The organism is Nocardia aurantiaca, from assembly GCF_009708175.1.
In the GTDB taxonomy this organism is placed as follows: domain Bacteria; phylum Actinomycetota; class Actinomycetes; order Mycobacteriales; family Mycobacteriaceae; genus Nocardia; species Nocardia aurantiaca.
In genome coordinates this window covers 12697-33358 of sequence record NZ_WMBB01000021.1, presented here as the reverse complement: position 1 = coordinate 33358, position 20662 = coordinate 12697, and the positions used below count along the sequence as shown (strand labels likewise).

At 68.6% G+C, this 20662-nt stretch carries 18 protein-coding genes; 11 read left to right on the top strand and 7 right to left on the bottom strand.

The features are described from left to right. Window positions 1–14: 14 nt before the first annotated feature. From GLP40_RS33445 to GLP40_RS31435, 3 genes are all read right to left on the bottom strand, one after another. Window positions 15–1112, bottom strand: coding sequence for a PrsW family intramembrane metalloprotease (locus tag GLP40_RS33445; protein WP_196054865.1), 1098 nt, complete (start codon window positions 1110–1112; stop codon window positions 15–17). Further along, a complete protein-coding gene (locus tag GLP40_RS33440; protein WP_196054864.1) occupies window positions 1109–1900 on the bottom strand; it encodes a hypothetical protein in 792 nt (263 codons plus the stop codon). The genes GLP40_RS33445 and GLP40_RS33440 overlap by 4 nt, the downstream gene beginning before the upstream one ends. 311 nt (window positions 1901–2211) lie before the next feature. Beyond that, window positions 2212–3060, bottom strand: a complete 849-nt coding sequence (locus tag GLP40_RS31435; RefSeq protein WP_154791644.1) for a lysophospholipid acyltransferase family protein — start codon at window positions 3058–3060, stop codon at window positions 2212–2214. Between the two features lie 402 nt (window positions 3061–3462). Between GLP40_RS31435 and GLP40_RS31430 the strand changes: the two genes are divergently transcribed. The 3 genes from GLP40_RS31430 to GLP40_RS31420 all read left to right on the top strand — a co-directional run bounded on the left by GLP40_RS31430 (window position 3463) and on the right by GLP40_RS31420 (window position 5472). Further along, a complete protein-coding gene (locus tag GLP40_RS31430; RefSeq protein WP_154791643.1) occupies window positions 3463–3630 on the top strand; it encodes a hypothetical protein in 168 nt (55 codons plus the stop codon). A gap of 337 nt (window positions 3631–3967) precedes the next feature. Further along, window positions 3968–5026 (top strand): tetratricopeptide repeat protein, encoded by a 1059-nt coding sequence (locus tag GLP40_RS31425; RefSeq protein WP_154791642.1) that lies wholly within the window; start codon window positions 3968–3970, stop codon window positions 5024–5026. Window positions 5027–5181: 155 nt separating this feature from the next. Next, entirely contained in the window at window positions 5182–5472 is a 291-nt protein-coding gene (locus GLP40_RS31420; protein ID WP_154791641.1) for a hypothetical protein, read from the top strand. On the opposite strand, the gene GLP40_RS31415 is transcribed toward GLP40_RS31420, so the two are convergent. After that, window positions 5390–6664: an MFS transporter gene (locus tag GLP40_RS31415; protein WP_154791640.1), complete on the bottom strand. Its 1275-nt coding sequence runs from the start codon at window positions 6662–6664 to the stop codon at window positions 5390–5392. The two genes, GLP40_RS31420 and GLP40_RS31415, sit on opposite strands and share 83 nt — an antisense overlap. Before the next feature lie 115 nt (window positions 6665–6779). On the opposite strand from GLP40_RS31415, the gene GLP40_RS31410 reads away from it, so the two are divergent. From GLP40_RS31410 to der, 8 genes are all read left to right on the top strand, one after another. Continuing rightward, window positions 6780–7667: a LysR family transcriptional regulator gene (locus tag GLP40_RS31410; protein ID WP_328290882.1), complete on the top strand. Its 888-nt coding sequence runs from the start codon at window positions 6780–6782 to the stop codon at window positions 7665–7667. Window positions 7668–7732: 65 nt separating this feature from the next. Beyond that, window positions 7733–8989 (top strand): hypothetical protein, encoded by a 1257-nt coding sequence (locus GLP40_RS31405; protein ID WP_154791639.1) that lies wholly within the window; start codon window positions 7733–7735, stop codon window positions 8987–8989. A gap of 869 nt (window positions 8990–9858) precedes the next feature. Then, window positions 9859–10755 carry a ParA family protein gene (locus GLP40_RS31400; RefSeq protein ID WP_328290890.1) on the top strand — a complete coding sequence of 299 codons (897 nt, stop codon included), beginning with the start codon at window positions 9859–9861 and terminating at the stop codon, window positions 10753–10755. A gap of 188 nt (window positions 10756–10943) precedes the next feature. Next, window positions 10944–11819: a segregation and condensation protein A gene (locus tag GLP40_RS31395; protein ID WP_407671738.1), complete on the top strand. Its 876-nt coding sequence runs from the start codon at window positions 10944–10946 to the stop codon at window positions 11817–11819. Between the two features lie 56 nt (window positions 11820–11875). Beyond that, the gene (scpB, locus tag GLP40_RS31390; protein WP_407671737.1) at window positions 11876–12559 is read left to right on the top strand and encodes an SMC-Scp complex subunit ScpB; all 684 of its coding nucleotides are present in this window, start codon (window positions 11876–11878) and stop codon (window positions 12557–12559) included. Window positions 12560–12570: 11 nt separating this feature from the next. Next, window positions 12571–14142, top strand: a complete 1572-nt coding sequence (locus GLP40_RS34960) for a pseudouridine synthase (RefSeq protein WP_328290881.1) — start codon at window positions 12571–12573, stop codon at window positions 14140–14142. Window positions 14143–14207: 65 nt separating this feature from the next. Continuing rightward, the gene (cmk, locus tag GLP40_RS31380; RefSeq protein WP_154791694.1) at window positions 14208–14876 is read left to right on the top strand and encodes a (d)CMP kinase; all 669 of its coding nucleotides are present in this window, start codon (window positions 14208–14210) and stop codon (window positions 14874–14876) included. Continuing rightward, the gene (gene der, locus GLP40_RS31375; RefSeq protein WP_328290880.1) at window positions 14873–16291 is read left to right on the top strand and encodes a ribosome biogenesis GTPase Der; all 1419 of its coding nucleotides are present in this window, start codon (window positions 14873–14875) and stop codon (window positions 16289–16291) included. Before cmk ends, der begins: the two co-directional genes overlap by 4 nt. An 80-nt stretch (window positions 16292–16371) precedes the next feature. Here the strand turns inward: der and GLP40_RS31370 are convergent, their stop codons facing one another. The 3 genes from GLP40_RS31370 to GLP40_RS31360 all read right to left on the bottom strand — a co-directional run bounded on the left by GLP40_RS31370 (window position 16372) and on the right by GLP40_RS31360 (window position 20452). Further along, on the bottom strand, window positions 16372–18300 hold the full coding sequence (locus GLP40_RS31370) for a DUF6301 family protein (RefSeq protein WP_154791638.1): 1929 nt from the start codon (window positions 18298–18300) through the stop codon (window positions 16372–16374). 499 nt (window positions 18301–18799) lie between these two features. After that, entirely contained in the window at window positions 18800–19720 is a 921-nt protein-coding gene (gene xerD, locus GLP40_RS31365) for a site-specific tyrosine recombinase XerD (protein ID WP_328290879.1), read from the bottom strand. A gap of 78 nt (window positions 19721–19798) precedes the next feature. Further along, a complete protein-coding gene (locus tag GLP40_RS31360; protein WP_154791637.1) occupies window positions 19799–20452 on the bottom strand; it encodes an NUDIX domain-containing protein in 654 nt (217 codons plus the stop codon). Between the last annotated feature and the right edge of the window lie 210 nt (window positions 20453–20662).

The window sequence follows — 20662 nt, the reverse complement described above, 5'->3', positions numbered from 1 at the left end:
ACGCGTGAAATCCGCTACCAGCTGTAACGCCCACCCCCGCCACCGGGCCCCATCCCGAACCCGCTCAGCGGTGAAGGTTGCTGTGGCGCAACCAGATCCAGGTCGGTGACTCGGTCCAACAGCCCGCGCTCGTAGGCCAGGACCTGTTTGCGGGTCCATCCGGTCGAATGCCGCAGGGCGGCACGGGCTTTGCGGCGGCGGTGATAGGTGAGCAGTGGTTCCAGCCCGGCCTCGGTGCCGACGCTGCGGGCGGCCGGGCGGCCGATGAGCTCGCGGAACCAGCGGCGCTCGGTGGTCAGGACCCAGGCGTAGGCGATGGCGAAGATAACCAGGTCGATGAGGATGGGAAGGTAGGTCGACAGCAGGGCTGGACCGGGCGGACGCGGTGCGTCGAAGAGGAAGTGCATGGTGAAGGCCAGCGCGTAGAACAGCGCGAAGACGCCCAGCCGCCACAACCAGGACCGGTCGGTGCGAATGAGCGCCAGCACGATGCCGACGCCGGCCAGCGCCGACATGACCCAGTGCGAGGTGAGCGCGGTGACCAGCCGCAGCACGGCCACCAGGATCACATCCACCACCGGGTCCTGCGGAGAGGACAATGCGGTCTGGGTGCTGTAGAGGCAGTCCTCGGCGATCTGAGCGCCCAGCCCGACCGTCGCGCCGAGCAGCAGGCCGTGCATGGGCCGGGTCAGTCGGGCCCGGAACAGGGTCGCGACCACGGCGATGCCGATCGCCTTGATGTACTCCTCGTCGATGGGCGCGGCGATGGCCGCGCTCCAATTCACGGCGAAACGGTCGCCGAACAGGTTGGCGATGACGCGGCTGAGGTGGTCGTTGGCCCACATGGCCAGCCCGGTCCACACCGTGGCGCCCCACATCGCGCCCATCACCATGGGTGCGCCGAGGTGGCGGCGGGCCCGGAAGGGATCCAGCGCGAACAGGATTCGCCCGATCACCAGCAGGGTGGCGGCGGTGATGGGCAGCGCGGCCAGGGCGGGCGCGCCGGCGAACCACACCTGTCCCGCGGCCTGCAGCAGGAACAGCAGGGGCCCGGCCATGACGGCCAGGCAGTAGACCCAGAACAGCAGCGAGCGCGGCTGGAACCAGCTCATGCCTCGATCGCCTTGCTCGAGCTCAGCACGGCCGCGATCACGCGGAATCCGGCTTCCCGGGTTGGGCCGGTGACCAGGACGGTCACGCCCACGTCCGCGCTGCCGGCCACCGCGCACACCCCGCCCGCGGTGTCGGGCAGCACGCAGGTGAGGCCGTGGAAGTCGCCGGCGTCCACCACTCCCCCGTCGAAGCGCACGGTGACTCCGGCCGCGCGCAGCGGCAGCAGCATGCGCGGTGCGGCGGTGGCGAAGTCGGTGATGCCGTCGACCACCGACACCGACAGCCGCTGGTCGCCTATATCGGATTTCAGGACCGCGATGGATTCGTCGCCGGTCGCCAGCCGCCGCATCTGCTCGGGCGTCCGGAAGACGATGGCATTGGCCGGGTCGGTGCCGCCGTGCACGGACCCGATGCCGGTCGCGGTCAATGTGATGCTGGCCCCGGCGGCGACGGCGGTCTCGCGGACCGGCACCGCCGCCGACAGCAGCGGAGGCACCACCAGGGCGACGGCCAGTGCTCCCACCGCCCCGATCGCGGGGACTACCGAATGTACAAGGCGCACCATGCTTTCCACCCTCTCGGCCTTCTGGGGCAACGTCGGGGAGGGCTGATGCGTTCCGGCCACCCGGCGCTTGCCGCGAGTTAACCATACCGGCAGGGCGGAGTGCGTCCGCAGCACCGGGCGGTCAGCGGGTCGGGCGATGACGGCGTCGGCGATGCTCCGCAGACCGGACACCACGGCGGGCGGGAAGGGCGCGTGGGCGAGGTGCGCTGCATGAGCAACCATCGGTCATGGGTTATCCGCTCCACCCTGGGAAGCGCTGTGGCGCTGAGGATCTCGCGACGGAGAGTGTCGCCGTGCAGGTACAGGCGAGGATTGCCGATCAGCGCGTCGCGCCGATCGGGGCTCGCGTAACGCGGTGCGAGCGCGAGCAATACGGTGCGTTTGCCCGCGCGCAGGTCGAGCGTAACCGCCCAGCATCGTCGCGAACGAACCCCGGACGCGGAATGAGGGCGCCGGGTGCGGAATCTCTCCGCACCCGGCGCCCCTCGCAGGCTCCTATGACGAAATCCGCTGTCCCCCAACAGCGGAGCTGACTACAGCAGTTCTGCCAGACCCTTCAACGGTCCGGGCAGCCCGGCCACGTGCTTCTTGATGCCGGCGGCCACCGGGTTGGGGGTCTCGGCGCGCAGCCGGTCCAGTTCGGCCTGCATGGTCTCGACAGTCCGGGCGTAGTACCCGTCGACCAGATCGGCGTTCTCCGGATCGCCCGGCTCGGTGGACCAGTCCAGGGCGGGCAGGAAGCTGACGGTCACCGCGGCGGGCAGCGGAAGCTGCGGCAGAATCGGCGCGACACCGAAGGGCACACCCACGGTGTACGGAAACACCTTGGCGCGCAGCAGCTTGTTCAGCCGCAGCAGTCGCGCGGTGCGTTCGCCCCGGCTGAGCACGAAGATGGAGTCGTGGCCGCCATTGGCCACCGCGGGAATCACCGGGACGCCCATCTCCAGGGCGAGCCGCACGAAGCCCTTGCGGTCGGCGAAGTCGATCTTGCCACGATCGGTCCATGGGCGGCAGGCCTCCCAGTCGCCGCCGGGGTACACCATGACCGCACCGCCGTCCTTGAGGCCCTTCGCCGCCGACTCGCGCGAGGCCGGTATAACGCCGAACTGACGCAAACTCTGACCGAGAATCGGTGCGCGCAAAAGGATGTCGTGCGCGACGCCGTAGCTGGGCTCGTCGGGACGGCGTTCCAGCATGGCCATGAAGGTGATCCACACCTCGGGGGCCCAGTAGATGGACGAGTGGTTGCCGATGACCAGCGCCGGTCCGGACACCGGCAGGTTCTCCAGCCCGGTGACGGCCGGGGTGAAGTAGTCGGTGTAGGCCCGGGCCAGGGTCAGCAGCGGGTGGTTCGGGTCGGGAATTACCTTTGTTTCGGTCATGAGCCATTCCTGTCGATTGCTATGCCGGGGACGGGCGGCACGCAACGACACCCATGACGCCGATGAATCGACGTCGAGCCGAATTGAATTACCCCCGGGTCACATCCCCATTGATCGCTCCGACGGCCGCAAATGCGCGGTCCGGTTCAGCGTACGGACGTCGCTGCGTTGCGACAGATGCCCGTCACCGTCCTCCTGCCCCATCCACGTTAGCAACCCAAGCGCTTGCTTGTTAGCCAGTGTGCGAAACCCAACATTCATCCCACTACTCCGGTTTCGCGCGGCGTCCGATTCAGCCTGACGAAATCCTTACGCCCGGATGCTTGCCCGGCGGGGCGATCGGATCGACCATGACGGGAGTGCCACAAGCGTGACGCGGCGATTCGGAAGGACGTGCCGATCATGGTGATGACCGCTGGCCTGGGCGGCCACCTCGGGACGATCCTGCTGGCCACCGGCTCGGTGCCCGACCAGGTTCCGGACTACAGCGACACCGAGATCTGGGTAGGGTCGGCCATCCTGCTACTCATGCTGGCAGGGCTGCTGGTCGCTGTGCTACGCCGACGCTAGGCCCGTGCCGATGCGCAACCCGCGACCGGTCCGGCATGCAGCATTTTCATGCAATAATGCGCATATCAGAGTATAGACATCTTATATTTCGCCCGCGAAGTCCGGTAGCAAGAGCGAGCGGCGATGCCAGCGGCGAGAAGATGAGCACGGCCTCCACGATCCAGATCGCGGGCCCGCAACACGGGCACCTACGGCCGCAACAGGGCTCGCCGGCCGAGCCTGAAATGGTGCGCTTTTCCGGACACTGCCAGGGTGGGTGTCGCGGGGTTCCCGAACGGGTACACAGTGCGAAACACCCGGGCTTTCTTGGCATGGAGCCCGGAGAAGCGGTGGGGACATGTCGAAGAGCCGGGTGCAGAAGAACTTTCGAGCGATACGCGCCAATATCCGGCTGCTCCGCGGCCAGCTGGCCGACAAACCCGAGGCTTTGGTGGCTGTCGGTTATCTACTGTTGCGCAGCAAGTACCCATGGCAGCAGCGTCTGGCCGAATATTCGTTTCTGGGGGCCGCCGAGAAGGGTGACCCCGTCGGGATGGCCATGGTGGCGAAGATTCTCTTCGACCGCGGCGACGACGCTGCGGCCGAGGACTGGTATCGCAAGGCCGCCGCGGCAGGATTGCCCGTTGCCATGCATAACCTTGGCGTGCTGGCGAATCGGCGAGGAGCGCGCGAGGATGCGACCCGATGGTTCCGGATGGCCGACGAGGCCGGCGACCCGGATTCGGCGGTAGCCCTGGCCCACCTCCTCGGCGATACGGCGGAGGCCGTCGCGCTGCTGCGTCGCGCAGCCGACGCCGGGCATCCGAGTGCCATGAACGATCTGGGTGTGCAGTTGCAGAGATCCGGCGACTACGTGGAAGCCGAACTCTGGTTCCGCCGAGCCGAAGAGACCCGGCCCGACCCGCTCAGCCAGCGCAATATCGGTGTCTGCTGCGCGCAACGAGGCGATCACGCGGCCGCGGAACACTGGTACCGCAAGGCGGCCATGGCGGGAAGCATCGACGGCATGAATTCCCTCGCTCATCACCTCAATGAGCGGGGCGACTTCGCGATGGCCGGATTCTGGTGGCGCAAGGCCGCCGAGGAAGGGGATATCGATGCCATGTTCGATCTTGCGGTCACCTGCAAAGAGCAAGGGCGCATCACCGAGGCCGAACGCTGGTATCGCATGGCTGCCATGGCAGGTGACCCTCGTGCCATGAACAACCTGGCGATCCTGCTCGCCGAACGCCACGGTGACGACGCCGAGGTGGAGTCCTTGCTACACAATGCCGCCGCAGCAGGCAATATCCGCGCCATGCGGAACCTGTCCGCCCGGTACCAACGCCGCGGCGACGATCACCAGGCACAGTACTGGTCGAATCAGGCCGCCATAACCGACAAGAACCTCGGCTGAAAGACATCGACGCCCCGCGCCGGAGCGTGATCCAGATCTCGACCGGATTGCGCTGGGCGGAAACCATATAGGCCGCTGCCGGCGGCTCGTAAACATCGTGCAAACGGGGACCGCTATGGCTTGACCGTCTTGGCGCCGGACCCGACCATGGCTTCATGAAGGGCATGGCCGTAGTCGCGTGGACGCGTTCCACGACTGCCCTTCCCATGCTGGCGGCGGGGGCCATGGTCCTCGTTCTAGCTGGGCTGACAGCGGCTTTCGTCTATGGAGCCGTGCCCGCCGTCGCCGGTCCCGCGGGGCGCGCTCCCGCACCCGTCGAGGTGCGCACCGATACCCCGGCCGTCGCGCCCGCCTGCACCGAGATCACCGAGGACAGCCCGAATCCGGCGTGCACGAACACCGGCACCGATATCGGCGCCGAGCCCGCGCCGGCCGACCAGCCGTGACCAGCGACGCCAGCAGCAGCGCGGCGATCATGAAAAGCGCTGCCACACAGGCCACCAGGCCGATCCAGCCGCCGCCCGCGTAGGCGATCCCGGCCGCGCTGCCGACCACGGCGCTGCCCAGGTAGTAGGCGAACATGTAGAGAGACGATGCGGCGCCGCGGTTTTCGGCCAGGGCGCCCACCCAGGCACTGGCCGTGGTGTGCGCGGCGAAGAATCCGGTGGTGAACAGCAGCACGCCGATCAGGACCGTGGTCAGGTGATCGGGGATGGTGACCAGGACACCGGCCGCCATGAGCGTTACCGCGGCGGTGAGCACGCGCGCATGACCGCGGCGATCGGTGAGCCTGCCGGTACAGGCGGAGGCGATCGTCCCGGCGAGGTACAGCACGAACACCGATCCGGCCAGGGCCGCGGGCAATTCGAAGGGGCGGTGAGTCAGGCGGTAACCCAGGAAGTTGTAGACGGAGACGAAGCTACCCATCAGGAGAAAAGCCAGGCCGAACAGCGCGATCAGGCCGCGATGGCGCAGCTGCGCCGTGAGATCGCCGACGACGGTGCCGAAACCCGCTGGGCGCGCGACGAATCCACGTGAGGGCGGCAGGGAGCGCGCGAACCAGACCGTGCACGCCGCGGCCGCAAGGGAGACGGCCAGTTCCGCCCAGCGCCACGACGTCAGCCCGAGTGCGAGTGAGGGGATCAGCCGGCCCGCGAGTCCGCCGATGGTGGTTCCGGCGATGTAGATGCCCATGGCCGCGCCCAGCTCGGCCGCCCCGATCTCCTCGGCCAGATAGGCCATGGCCACCGCGGGCACCCCGGCCAGCGCGACGCCCTGTACGGCCCGCACGGCCAGCAGCGTGTCGAGGGTCGGGCACAGCGGTAGCAGCAGACCCAGGGCCGAGGCCACCACCGCCGACCCGATCATGACCCGCGTGCGACCGACCCGCGCCGACAGGACGCCCGCCGGAATGATGGCCAGGGCGAGAAAACCCGTGGTCAGCGAGACGGCCAGGGCGGCATGCGCGGGCGGGACCGCGAAGGCGGCCGACAGGCTCGGCAGCAGCGACTGGGTGGAGTACATGGCGGCGAAGGTGGTCAGCCCGGCCGCGAAAAGGGCTGCGGTGACCCGCTTCTCGTGCACGACACCGGGCCCGGCGAGCGCTGCGGTGCGGGTCGGCCTCGGCACGGTGCTCATCGGTTCCTCTCGCGGACGACGGGTGCGAATTCCAGGGTGCGATGTCAGCGTTTAGAACGGAAATGCATGATGATCGGGAAGCTCATGCTGTGGTGACATAACGCGAGGAGGCAGCGTGCTCGGTGGGGACCTGGAGTGGTTTACGACACTCGCCGAAACGGAGAATGTCAGCGCGGCCGCCGACCGGCTGCACCTGGCCCAGCCCACGCTCTCGCGCATGCTCGCCCGCCTGGAGAAACGGCTCGGCACGCCCCTGTTCGACCGGCACGGCAAGCGGATCCGTCTCAACGAGTACGGCCGCCTCTACTACGAACACGCCCGCCGCGCCCGCGCCGAACTGCTCGCCGGGGAGCAGGCCGTCGCGGACCGTATCAATCCGACCAAAGGGGTGGTGCGGCTGTCGTTCCTGCACTCCTTCGGCAGTCATCTGGCGCCCCAACTGATCGGCGAATTCCGGCGTGGCTCCGGGCGTATCCATTTCACGCTCTTTCAAGGGGCCGCCGAGGTCATCACCCGGCAGGTGCTCGACGGCGAGGCCGATCTGGCGCTGGTCTCGCCGCGGCCCAGTGAGCCCGGCATCGGGTGGCGAACCCTGCTGAATCAGCCGTTGGTACTGGCGGTTCCGGCCGATCACCGGCTCGCAGGGCAGCGGCAGATCCACCTGACCGAGCTGGCCGACACCGAATTCGTCACCATGCACGCGGGATTCGGCATGCGGCGGATCTTCGACGAACTGTGCGCGGCGGCCGGGATGCGGCCGCACATCACCTTCGAGTCCAGCGATCTGGTGACGGTCTCCGGGCTGGTCGCCGCCGGGCTCGGGGTGGCGTTGGTACCGGCGGAGGAACCCGTGCCGCCCGGGCTGGCCGTCGTCCCGCTCGCCGACGCGGGCGCATCGCGGGATGTCGGGCTGATCTGGTCGGCCACCGCCGGCCCGTCCGAGGCCGTGCGGCGCTTCCGCGATTTCGCCGCGGACTGGGCGGCCCGCCGACAAGCCCGGTGAGGACGTGCACTGTTACGGTTGCTGGACAGTAACTGACCTGTCGCTTCAACCTCTGGGAGCCGCCCGTGCAGCGGTATCGTGCGGCCCTCGATACGGCGGGCGGATACGCCGCCGCCGCTATCGCGGGCTTGGCGCTCATCGTGCCCGTCGGCACCGGGTGCGACACCGACTCGTCCGCACTACAGATGATGCTGCTCACCATTACCCTGCCCCGGGCCACCGCCGCGGGCGCGGTCGTCGCGGTCCTGACCGCGGTGTGCGCGCGGATGTTCGGCACCCGCGCCGCCTGGGGCACCGCCACCGTCGCGACCCTCGTCCTGGCGACCAACCACCTGCTGGTGACCACCACCTCCGCGAGCCTGGCGACCGCCAACTTCGCCGATGCGCTCGCCGCGGGCGTGCTGCTGGGCGCGGCCGGGGCGGCGGCGCTCGAACACCGGCCGCCCACCATCGGATATCTACTCGGGGCGCTGACCGGCGTCATAGTGGGCGACAACATCGAGACCGTGGCCGCCGAGACCGGCGGCCAGTCACTGCTCGAACGCGCCTTCGTGGATCTGCCGCCGGATTGGCTCACCATTCCGACGGTTGCGTTGCTGGCCGTGTGCTTCCTTCTCTGCCATCGGACCGAAGCGTCGTCCTACCCCACCACGCTGAATCTGCCGTTCGGCCCGATCCTTTCCGCGGCGGTGGTGATCACGACCACGGCCGTGGTGTCGGAACGGCTGACCTCGGAGACGACCGACACGACCGCCATCGCCCTCGGTGCGCTCGCGGTGCTCGTTGCCGCCGTGGTCGCCGCTTTGCTGCTGCCGGGACGCGACGGCACCCTCGCCCTGCTCGCGGTGTCGCTCGCGGCGACCGGCAGCGCGATCGCCATTGCGGCCCAGGCGCATTGGAAGCTCGCGCCGATGCTGGTGGTCATGGCGCTCGGGCTGGCCGCGGGCCTGCTGCGCCCGGCCCCGGTCGTCGCGGCCGGCGCGATCGTCCTCATCGGGATATTCGCGCTGCTGGCTCCCGGTGTGCGGCACGATGATTCGTGGACCGCGCTGATCGGCAGCTGCGCCATCGCCGCGCTCGCCGGGTACAGCTTCGGGGCGGTCATCACCGGCAACGCGGCAGGGACCGTGCTGGCGCTCGGCATCCTGTTCGTCCCGACGGCCGTGCTGACACTGGAATACCGTGGCTGCGAGGCGCTTCCCGACCGGGCCGCCGCCTCCGGAAACCGCGCGGCCTGGACGGCCATCGCACTCGGCGTCGGGTGCGTGGCCGCCATCATCGCGCTGCGGCGATGGCGACCTGAGCGGGTCGAGCAGGACTAGGAGACTCGGTACAGCCAGAGCATGGGATCGACCAGCTCGCCACCCCCTACGGCCGGGTACGGTTCGCACCCTGTTCGCAGAGTCTGCGATGAGTGGGTGCTCGCGCCGGCGGGACGATTGCGAAGAGTTCGTCTGATGAGCCGGCGGCGAGGACGCGGTTGCCGCCGGGAAGGACGAGCTGCTTGCGGAGATTCCGGACAGCCGGCCGAGATTCGGCGCTCGCGCGGCATGACGCGGCAGCAGCTTGCCGAGCGAATGGGACCGACCGCAGGGCGGATCTCCCGGATCGAAACGAGGTTCGCGTGAGGAACGGTGTCGCAGCCGACTTCGCGGTGCTGCGCGCCTCGTCCGCCGGTGGGCTGCCGACGGCCGCCGAGTTCGCCCGCGCGGGTGCGCTGATATCGTGGTCGTCCGGGCCGCGGTGTCGCGGTTGGCGGCTCGGGGCTTAGCGTGGACGATCGCCATCAGGGTCGATGGCAGCTCACCCCGAGGAGGCAGGGCGTGTGGGCCGCGAAGGGCAGGCGGCTCACCCGGTAGGGCATCGACTGTGCCGGATCGGACAGGATTCGGAGAAACCCCCGCTGATCTCCCGCAGTCGTAGTGTATAGCCCGTAACCTGCTGTCCCACAACCGAAGAATGCCCCCGACCAGACGGAAGTCCGACCGAGGACACCCTTACCCTGTCTGAAGTGCAGGTTTAGGGTGCGTGTCCGAACGTTGGTCTTGCGCGAACAGGCGGTAGCGTCTTGGACGGACCCGATCGCACATGCGGCCGGGCCGCGTCGTCCACGGCAGACGGTGGGTGGGGCAAGGGCAGGAACGTCGAAGGAGCAGCGGACGTGACGACTACCGGTGGTGCGGGCCAGCGGATCGAAACCGCCGCGCAAACACTGTGGGAGGCACCCGATGTGGTGCACGACGGCACGGCAGTCGGTCCTACCGGGCGCCCCGTGCGCGAGATCCCCGTGCCGGTCGAGGCCGATCACAGCAGCCCTGCCCTGATCGTCGCCATGTGCAATCAGAAGGGCGGCGTCGGCAAGACCACCTCGACCATCAACCTCGGTGCGGCGCTGGCGGAATACGGGCGCAAGGTGCTGCTGGTGGACCTGGATCCGCAGGGCGCGCTGTCGGCGGGACTCGGTGTGGCGCACCACGATCTGGACGTCACCGTACACAACCTGCTCGTCGGCCCCGGCAAGGTCAACGTCGACGACGTGCTGATGAACACCAAGGTCGAGGGCATGGATCTGCTGCCCAGCAATATCGACCTCTCGGCGGCGGAGATTCAACTCGTCAACGAGGTCGGCCGCGAGCAGACATTGGGCCGTGCGCTCGCGCCGCTGCGCGACCGCTACGACTACATCCTCATCGACTGCCAGCCGTCGCTGGGCCTGCTCACCGTGAATGCCCTGGCCTGCGCAGACGGCGTCATCATTCCGATGGAGTGCGAATACTTTTCGCTGCGCGGCCTGGCCCTGCTCAACGACACCGTGGAGAAGGTGCGGGACCGGCTGAATCCGGAGTTGACCCTGTACGGCATCGTGGTCACCATGTTCGATGCCCGCCTATTGCATTCGCGTCAGGTGATGACGCGCGTGGTCGAGGTGTTCGGCGACCTCGTGTACGACACCGTGATCTCGCGGACCGTCCGCTTTCCCGACGCCAGTGTGGCCGGTGAGCCCATCACCACCTGGGCACCGAAATCCGGTGGCGCGGAAGCCTATCGGGCCATGGCCCGGGAAGTCATCCAGCGGTCGGGCCGTTGAGCGATCCTCTCGACGCAGCGTCCGAGCATGATCCGGCGGACGCGGATATCGGGCTGCCCACCGGCGAGACCGCCCTGCCCGCCGGAGCCCCCGCTTCCTCGGCGCCTGCCGACAGTGTCGCGGCCGGCGCCGAGGAGGGCCCATCGGCCGGAGCCGAATCTGCGCCGAGTGCCCCGGTCGTGGCTGATATCGCCGGATCCAGCGGCACGGCGGACGGTGCCACACCAGGCAATTCGGACGCACCAGGCAAGTTTCATTTGAAGCTGGCCAACTTCGAGGGACCCTTCGACCTGCTGCTGCAGCTGATCAGCCAGCGGCGGCTCGACGTCACCGAGATCGCGTTGCACAAGGTGACCGACGAGTTCATCGCCCACACCAAGGCGCTCACCGCCCGGCTGTCCGAGGAACAGGGCCTGCGCGCGGACAAGGTCCTCGACCAGACCACTGAATTCCTCCTCATCGCGGCCACCCTGCTGGATCTGAAGGCGGCCCGGCTGCTGCCCTCGGGCGAGGTGTCCGACGAGGAGGACCTCGAACTGCTGGAGGCCCGCGACCTGCTGTTCGCGCGGCTGTTGCAATACCGCGCGTTCAAACAGGTGGCGGCGCTGCTCGGCGAGCTGGAGGCGGCGGCGCTGCAACGTTATCCGCGCGCGGTGTCGCTGGAGGAGCGGTATCTGCAGCTGTTGCCGGAGGTTACGCTGGGGGTGGACGCCGCGGGATTCGCGGAGGTCGCAGCCGCCGTGTTCCGGCCGCGTCCCAGACCGAGGGTGGGATTGGATCACATCCACGCCCATGCGATTTCGATCGCCGAGCAGGCCGCGCTGGTCCTGGACATGCTGAAAAGCCGTGGCGCGGGCGGCTGGACGACCTTCCACGAACTCTGTGCCGACTGCGAACTGCCGATCCAGATCGTGGCCCGCTTCCTGGCGCTGCTCGAGCTCTACCGGGGCAAGACCATCGAGTTCGACCAGCCCGACCCCCTGGGACCGCTGTCCATCAGCTGGATCGGCGAGTGCGCGGACCAACCTGCCCAACCGGTGACGATCGAGGAGGATTACGGGTGACCGAGGTACACGACCTGGGAGACGACGTGCAGGAACCGGCCGCCGGCGACCAGGGAGTGCTCGCCCCCGAACCGGACGCGCCGGCCCTCGATCCCGAGGACTTGGAAGATGAGGACGCGCTCACCGAGGAGCAGTTCCGGGCCGCGCTCGAGGCCATGCTCCTCGTGACCGACGCGCCCGCACCCGTCGAACTGCTGGCCTCCGCGCTGCGCGATCATCCGATCCGGGTGGAGACCGCGCTGCGCGAGATGTCGGCGGAACTGACCGTACGACGCAGTGGCATCGATCTCCGATTCGTGGGCGACGGGTGGCGTTATTACACACGGACTGAATTCGCCCCCTATGTGGAACGTATGCTGTTGGACGGCGCCCGGTCGAAGCTCACACGCGCCGCTTTGGAAACCTTGGCGGTCATCGCGTACCGTCAACCGGTTACCCGAGCACGCGTGAGCGCGGTGCGCGGCGTGAACGTGGATGGCGTGATCCGGACCCTGCTGGCGCGGGGCCTGATCGCGGAGGCCGGAGCGGACCCGGAGACCAACGGCACTCTGTACATCACCACCGAGCTGTTCCTGGAACGGATCGGACTTGCGTCACTGGCAGATCTGCCGCCATTGGCCCCGCTGCTTCCGGGCGTCGATCTGATCGACGAGATCAATGAGAGCTTGGACACCGACCCCCGGTACACCAGGCTGAAGAAACCGGCCGAGGCCGATATCGACCTTGGCACCGAGGACTGAAATAGGACAACGTGAATACACCCGCTCGCCGAGATGGCACACCGGATCGTAGGAAACGTGGCAGCGAACCGCCCCGCGGCGGTTCGCGGGCCGCCCGCGGCCGGACCGGAGACGACCGGTCCGCGCGCGGCGGCGGCTCATACGGCGGAGGCGGCTCCGCGAACACCCGTGGCGGCTCCGCGAATCGCGGTGGATCGCGCGGCGACTCGCCCTCGTGGGGCGGCGATTCTCGCGGCGACTCGCGCGGCCGCAGCGGCTCGTACGGCGGCGGACGCGGGGGCAGCGGATCGTACGACTCGCGCTCCGACAAAACCCGCGGTGGCTCGTACGGCGACTCCCGGGGCGGAGCTTCGCGCAGCGGCTCCGGCTCGTACGGCGACTCCCGGACCGGGGCGGCGCGTGGTGGCGCCGGATCCTACGGCTCGCGCGGCGCTTCGGGCTCGCGCGGCGAAGGTTACGGCTCACGCGGCGAAAGCCAGTGGGGCGGTGGCGGTTCGCGCGGTGGCGCGTACCCGCGCGGCGGCTCCTCGTTCGGAAACTCCGCGCGCGGCAATCAGTCTCGCGGTGACTGGGGTTCCGATTCACGTAGCGGTGACAGCCGTGGCGGCCAGTCGCGCACCGGATTCGGCGCTGACCGTGCCGGTTTCGGCCAGGATCGCAATGCGTCGCGCGGCCGGATCGGCGGCGGCAGCCCGCTGGCCCCGCACACCTCGCCGAGCACTCCCGCCAAGAAGAAGGCCAAGCCGGTCAAGCAGGTCGTCACACCGGTCCTGATCAGCAATGCCAAGCCCGCCCGCCGCCAGCATGTGGACGCCGACGCGCTGGGCCCGAAGAAGCTGCCCTGGGGGGAGGGCGAGCGCCTGCAGAAGGTCCTCGCCAAGGCCGGGGTGGCCTCCCGCCGCGCGGCAGAGGAAATGATCGAAGCCGGCCGCATCGAGGTGGACGGCAAGATCGTGCGCGAGCAGGGCCTGCGCATCGATCCGCAGACCGCGGTGGTCCGGGTCGACGGTGTGCGCGTGGTGATCCGCGACGAGCAGGTGTACCTGGCGCTGAACAAGCCCAAGGGCTGGCAGTCGACCATGTCCGACGAGATGGGCCGCCCCTGCGTGGGCGACCTCGTCGCCGAGCGGGTCGCCTCGGGCCAGCGGCTGTTCCACGTCGGCCGCCTGGACGCCGACACCGAGGGCCTGCTGCTGCTCACCAATGACGGCGATCTCGCGCACCGGCTCATGCACCCGTCCTTCGAGGTGTCCAAGACCTACCTGGCCACGGTCAACGGCGAGGTCAAGAACCGCGAGGTCGGCAAGCTGCTCAAGGACGGCGTCGAGTTGGAGGACGGTCCCGCCAAGGTGGACCGGTTCCAGGTGCTCGAGGTCGGCCAGGGCAAGTCGCTGGTGAAGGTGGTGCTGCACGAGGGGCGCAAGCACATCGTGCGCCGCCTGCTGGCCGAGGTCGGCCACCCGGTGACCGCGCTGGTGCGCACCCACATTGGACCGGTCGCACTGGGCGATCAGCGGCCGGGCACGCTGCGCGTGCTGGGCCGGGACGAAATCGGGAAGCTCTACGAGGCGGTGTCGTTGTGAACGGTGTGGGAAGTCTGATCGACGCGGCCGGCACGCTGACCGGTTCGGCGCGGCTGGTCGTCGCCATGGACGGCCCGTCGGGCACCGGCAAGTCGAGCGTGTCGCGCAAGCTCGCGACCCGTCTCGGGGCCAGCTACCTCGATACCGGGGCCATGTACCGGGTGGCGACCCTGCGCGTGCTGCGCAGCGGCGTGGACCTGGACGATGCCGCGGCCATCGCGGTTGCGGTCAAGGAGCTGCCGTTGACCATCGGCACCGATCCGAGCCGGGAGGTCATCCTGCTCGATGGTGAGGATGTCTCGGGCGAGATCCGCGGCAATGCGGTGACCAAGGCGGTGTCCGCGGTGTCCGCCGTGCCCGAGGTGCGGGAGCAGCTGGTGGCGTTGCAGCGCGATCTCACCGCGGCCGCTGGTCGAATCGTGGTCGAGGGCCGTGATATCGGCACCGTGGTGCTGCCCGAGGCCGATGTGAAGATCTACCTGACCGCCTCGGCCGAGGCGCGGGCGGAGCGGCGCAACGCGCAGAACATCGCCGAGGGCCGGGGTGATGATTTCGCGGGCGTGCTGGCGGACGTGCAGCGCCGCGACACCCTGGACTCGACGCGCAAGGTGTCGCCGCTGCGTCCCGCCGAGGACGCGGAGCTGGTCGATACCAGCGACCTGAACAAGGACGAGGTCATCGACGAGCTGTATCGCGTGGTGGCCGAACGGATTTCGGCGGGAGGCTCGCAGTGACAACGCAGGACACCTTCGCCGGTGATGGCATCTGGTCGGACGAATCCGACTGGGACATCGCCGAATTCGAGGGCGAGCAGGACGCCGAGCATATTCCGCTGCCGACGGTGGCCATCGTCGGGCGGCCGAATGTCGGCAAGTCGACGCTGGTGAACCGCATTCTCGGGCGCCGCGAGGCCGTCGTGGAGGATATTCCGGGCGTGACCCGGGACCGCATCTCCTACGAGGCCACCTGGGCCGGACGCCGATTCCTGGTGCAGGACACCGGCGGCTGGGAGCCCGATGCCAAGGGCCTGCAGCAGTCGGTGGCCCGGCAGGCCGAGGTCGCCATGCAGACGGCCGACGCCATCGTCGTGGTGGTGGACGCCACCGTGGGCGCCACCTCCGCCGACGAGGCGGTGGCGAAGACGCTGCGCCGCAGCAAGACCCCGGTTCTCCTGGTCGCCAACAAGGTCGACAACCAGAAGCTGGAGTCCGACGCCGCCGAGCTGTGGTCGATGGGCCTCGGTGAGCCGCACATGATCTCGGCCGCTCATGGTCGCGGCACCGGTGATCTGCTGGACAACATTCTGCAGGTGCTGCCCGAAACCCCGCGGGAGGGAACGGGTCTCACCGGCGGTCCGCGCCGCGTGGCGCTGGTCGGCAAGCCGAATGTGGGCAAGTCCTCCCTGCTGAACCGGCTGGCCGGCGAGGAGCGCTCGGTCGTCCACAATGTCGCGGGCACCACCGTCGACCCAGTCGACTCGCTCGTCGAATTGGGCGGCAAGCCTTGGCGTTTCGTGGATACCGCGGGCCTGCGCCGCAAGGTGGGCAATGCCAGCGGCCACGAGTTCTACGCCTCGCTGCGCACCAAGTCCGCCATCGAGGCCGCCGAGGTGGCGGTCATGCTGATCGACGCCTCGGAGCCGATCACCGAGCAGGACCTGCGCGTCATCTCCATGGTGGCGGAGGCCGGTCGCGCCCTGGTGATCGCCTACAACAAGTGGGATCTGGTCGACGAGGACCGCCGCGAGATGCTCGAGCGCGAGATCGACCGCGAAATGGTCCAGGTCCGCTGGGCCCAGCGCGTCAATATCTCCGCCCATACCGGCCGCGCCGTCCAGAAGCTCGTCCCCGCCATGGAAACCGCGCTGGACTCCTGGGACAAGCGCATCTCCACCGGCCGCCTGAACAACTGGCTCAAGGAAGTCATCGCGGCCACCCCGCCGCCGATGCGCGGCGGCCGCCTCCCGCGGGTCCTGTTCGCCACCCAGGCCTCCACCCGCCCCCCGACGTTCGTCCTCTTCACCACGGGCTTCCTCGAGGCCGGCTACCGCCGCTTCCTCGAACGAAGGCTGCGCGAAGAGTTCAACTTCGACGGCTCCCCGGTCCGGGTGAACGTCCGCGTCCGCGAAAAGCGCGACCGCAAGAAGTAACGTCACGCACCGAACGAAACCAACGCCCGGGTGACGAATCCATCGTCCCCCGGGCGTTCCCGTCTCGAATTTGCCCCGAATCAGCTCCAGGGCCACGCCCCGGTATCGACCTCGCCCTGCCCCTCAGAGCGAAGCACCAGATCCTTGGGGTCTTTCGTCGTTTGTGTCCGCAAACTCCAGATCACGCAGTGGGCCAGGTGTTCATAGTCGCGAGACATTGCGGGGAACGACAGTCGTTGCAGCCACCGGGGTCGAGTCTCGGTCGGTGGCGTCCAGCCCTGGTAGTTGATCATGTGCTTTCTCGTCCCCTCGCTGAACTGCGAGGTTGCGCCGTCTGGGTCGTCCAGTTCGAGCATGAGAGCATCTGACAGGGCGCGGAATCGCGCGGACAAGTGGTCTGCTCCCTTGACGACCAGGTCGGATCCGGCGGCAAGGGTGGCCACGAGCGCGCCCAGATCCTCGGTCACCTGGTTCCACGCCGTGCGCTGAATGTCCTCGACCGCGTGCCGCAGTCGTATCTGGCGGCTCTCCTCGCGGCGAGCCGGGTTGACGAGTTCGAGGATGATGCAGTGCTGGTCGTTTTGCACGCCGACATGGACGCCCGGAAACTCCCAGCACAGGCTCTTGCCGTATTGCAGACTGCCGTGGACCGGTTCGCCCAGTGCGTCGCGCAGTCCGTGTAACGCGGCGCGCATGGTGTGGACCAGCTCGTCCTTCAGGTATGCGTAGCCGGGGTCCTCGAGATCGTAGTCGGACATATCGGCACTGATGGTGACTTGCACGCGCTCCAGCGCTTCGCCGTCGAGCCAGAAAATCGCCTGCGGAAAACTCAATTCGAGGTTCGTTCCGGCGTAGATCATCCGGTTGAGCTTCAGGTCCGTGCGACTGCCCCAGCCAGCATGGTCGGCGAACCTTTCCACATCGGCACGAGTCCAGGTCCAGTCGAAAGTCGATGCGGCGCGGATCAATCCGAGGGTGCCCGGCAGGTCGAGTTCCATGTCGTCGGACGACTGCGCGGGCGCCAGCTCCTCGAAAACTTCATGAGAACCGCCCGAGCGAACCACAACCCACGGTGAGTCGTCGGCGGGTGCGAGAGCCGTCGTGTCCAGATCGCGTCCGCCCTGACGCCAGCCGTGCGGCTCCAGTTCGCCCGGCGAGGCCACACCCATGGCGCTCAGACCAGCGACGACGCGCCATGCGAGATGGCTGTAGTCGGCGGTGCGGACCGGTGCCGCGTAGCTGCGATGCCAGTTGGCGGAATTGCCGTCGGGCGGCTTCCACCCGTCGGCCGCGAGAATCAGATCGACCTCAGGGCCGTAGCGCCAATCCTCGTCGGCGTGGGCAGACTGGCTCAGCTCGGCATACAGCAAGTCGTCGTTCTTGGCGAACTGGGCGTACATACCGCCGGGCGCATCGATGATCAAAATGGTGTCGGAGTACACGTCCTCCAGGTAGTGGGCCAGGGATTCCGCGTACCGATCCCACTCGCTCATCCCTGACCGGCGTGCGACCCGTCGGTTGTGGCGCTCGTCCCAGAACTGCTGCCACCGCGAACTCACCACCATCAGCTCGACGGTTTTTCGTGCCGTGGTGATGCCGATCGCCAACCCGTCGAACTCCCACGCCACCCCGCGATCGGCGCCGATCATCGCCAGCGTGGGCGCACCCCACACCTCGGTGATCGCCGCTCGCACCGAATCCGCCGCCGCGGCAAGCAGTTCCGCATGCACCGGTGCGAAATGATCAGGGCTATCGGACACATTGACATGCACCTGCCACAGTCCGTTCTCCCCGTGCCAGAAGATCGCCGAGGGATCCCAAACCCGCATCGCCGTGCGCGAGAACAACGCGTGTTCATCGGTGGTCTCGATACGCTCCGGCGCACTCCACCCCACCGCCGCCGCGAACCGCGCGCCGTCGCCCGCCGCCCACATCCAATCGAACGACCGTGCCGCCCTGGCTATCTCGACCGCACCCTCGACGTCCACCCGCACCGCAACCTTCATCATGCCCGCGACGCTAACGCACCCGGACGACAAACAACGGCCTCGCAGCCGCCGGAAGACCTCCCCCGAAATCCCCGCCCGGATCGCCTGCCCGTCACTGTCAGCAGCGCGACCGGGCCTAGCCGCACAAGGGCCGCAGCAGCATCGCGACAGCTCGGCCCACCAGCGTGTGGCCGAGCCGCGCACCGCCGAGGCGCCCAGGCCGCCAGCGGCCGTGATGCCGTGGCGGCGGCCGCACGACCGGCACTGGTCACGCGCATCGGCACCGCGACGCCGCCGACTCGGCGCTCAGCGCGAGCGAGAAGATCTTCGCCGACTATCTGGCGTCCGAGCAGACCGGCGGCCGCCTGCCGGCCGATCAGGACGCGCGCACCCTCGTCTTCGCGCTCGTCGGCTCGATCCACCATCTGTTCTTCACTCGCGGGGCATGGCATTCGATTCCGCCCGCGTCCGCCTGATCATCCGCACCGTCCTGCGTCTCTGAGCGCGGGACTCCGTCGGCTCAGCGGGCGCGCGGATGCGCGGTGGCCCAGACCTCATGGAGGGTGCCGACGGTGACCAGGGTGTAGATCTGGGTTGTTGTGACCGAGGCGTGGCCCAGGAGTTCCTGGACGACACGGACGTCGGCGCCACCGTCGAGGAGGTGGGTGGCGAAGGAGTGGCGGAGGGTGTGGGGGGAGACCTGGGCGGCGATACCGGCGCGCTCCGCCGCGGATTGCAGGACCTGCCAAGCGCTCTGGCGGGAGAGCCGGCCGCCGCGGTGGTTGAGGAACAGGGCGCTGTTGCCGCGGCCGTGCGAGGCCAGGGCGGGACGACCTCGGACGAGGTAGTTGTCCAGGGCAGCCCGGGCGGGGCGGCCGATGGGGACCATGCGTTGTCTGCCGCCCTTGCCGTGCAGCACCACGGCGCGTTCGGCGACGTCGATATCGTCGACGTCCAGGCCGACCAGTTCGGAGATGCGGGCGCCTGTGGAGTACAGCAACTCCAGCAGGGCCCGATCGCGCAACCCCCGCGGCCCGTCCGCGAGGTCTCCCCCGGCCGCCTCCAGCAGTCGTGAAACCTGTTCGTAAGGAAGGGCTTTCGGCAGCCTACGGGCCGGGGTGGGCGGTTTCACCGGGTGGGCCACATCGGCATCGGTGATGCCCTCGGCCGTCGCGAACCGATGGAGGCCGCGCACGGCGACCAGGGCCCGTGCGGCCGACGACGCGGCGAGGGCGGGATGCTCGGCATCTCCGGCCCGCAGCGAGATCATGTAATCGGCGATATCCGACTCGGCCACGCGCGCAAGCGTTTCCACCCCGCGCCCGGCCAGAAAGTGCTGATAGCGCCCCAGATCCCGACGGTAGGCGGAGAGTGTGTTGCGCGCGGCGCCGCGCTCGACCGCCAAATGGTCGAGGTACGCGTCGATCTGCCGCTTCAGCACGGCTCACATCATTGCAGCCGCCACCGACGAACTCCCCCAGCCCGAACCGGCAAATCGAACAAGTATCCTAATCGGGATCTACTGCGAGGCCTCCCGCTCCTTGCGGGCGAGGAAAGCGGTCGACATCCCTGGCCAGGGCGCGTCGGCCGGTCGAAGCTGCGCGCCCGTGGACCGGGCCGTCATCAGCGCGGTCACCCCGGCCACCGCTGTGGCATTGGTGATTTCGCCCGTCAGCGCGGCCCGCACCGCGTCCGCCAATGGCATTCGGAGAATCTGGAGATCGGCCTCTTCCAATTCTGGGTCGGGGCGGTCGGTTTCATACAGCCCGGTTGCCAGATACACCCGCAGCGCCTCATCGGTGAACCCGGGCGACAGCGCCACATCGACCAGCACCGACCACTCCCGCGCGGCCAGGCCGGTCTCCTCGGCCAATTCGCGCTTGGCCGTTTCGAGGGGATCCTCGCCGTGCTCGTCCAGCAGGCCGGCGGGCAGTTCCAGCAGCCGCCGCCCGACCGGGTGCCGGTACTGGTTGATCAGCACCAGATTGTCGTCGTCGTCCAGCGCCGCGACCGCGACCGCCGCGTGGTGTTCGACCACCTCGCGCTCGGCGACCTTGCCGCCGGGCATGACCACCTGGTCCAGCCGCAGCGCCACGATCGCACCCGAATACACGGTGCGACTGGACAGGACATCGAAATCATGGGTGCCGGGGACCGGATCGGAGGAGGTCATTCCAGAACCGTAGCGCGAATACGCGGAAAGCCATGGCCTGGGATGACCCACGCGCCACCCCACCGTGGCGCACGCGATGCGCACCGGTCGCCGAATGACACACTGGCGCCGCACATCCGGATGAATACCCGGCTGTGCCACACGGCGATCAGGTGCCGGAATGGGGCGGTCGGTAATGCGAACCCGCCCGAGCGCTCGTCGGACGCTCGG

Bases quoted from the DNA above. Each gene is read 5' to 3' on its own strand.
- GLP40_RS33445 (WP_196054865.1), bottom strand. From the start codon at position 1,112: ATGAGCTGGTTCCAGCCGCGCTCGCTGCTGTTCTGGGTCTACTGCCTG.
- GLP40_RS33440 (WP_196054864.1), bottom strand. From the start codon at position 1,900: ATGGTTGCTCATGCAGCGCACCTCGCCCACGCGCCCTTCCCGCCCGCC.
- GLP40_RS31435 (WP_154791644.1), bottom strand. From the start codon at position 3,060: ATGACCGAAACAAAGGTAATTCCCGACCCGAACCACCCGCTGCTGACC.
- GLP40_RS31430 (WP_154791643.1), top strand. From the start codon at position 3,463: ATGGTGATGACCGCTGGCCTGGGCGGCCACCTCGGGACGATCCTGCTG.
- GLP40_RS31425 (WP_154791642.1), top strand. From the start codon at position 3,968: ATGTCGAAGAGCCGGGTGCAGAAGAACTTTCGAGCGATACGCGCCAAT.
- GLP40_RS31420 (WP_154791641.1), top strand. From the start codon at position 5,182: ATGAAGGGCATGGCCGTAGTCGCGTGGACGCGTTCCACGACTGCCCTT.
- GLP40_RS31415 (WP_154791640.1), bottom strand. From the start codon at position 6,664: ATGAGCACCGTGCCGAGGCCGACCCGCACCGCAGCGCTCGCCGGGCCC.
- cmk (WP_154791694.1), top strand. From the start codon at position 14,208: ATGGACGGCCCGTCGGGCACCGGCAAGTCGAGCGTGTCGCGCAAGCTC.
- GLP40_RS31370 (WP_154791638.1), bottom strand. From the start codon at position 18,300: ATGATGAAGGTTGCGGTGCGGGTGGACGTCGAGGGTGCGGTCGAGATA.
- GLP40_RS31360 (WP_154791637.1), bottom strand. From the start codon at position 20,452: ATGACCTCCTCCGATCCGGTCCCCGGCACCCATGATTTCGATGTCCTG.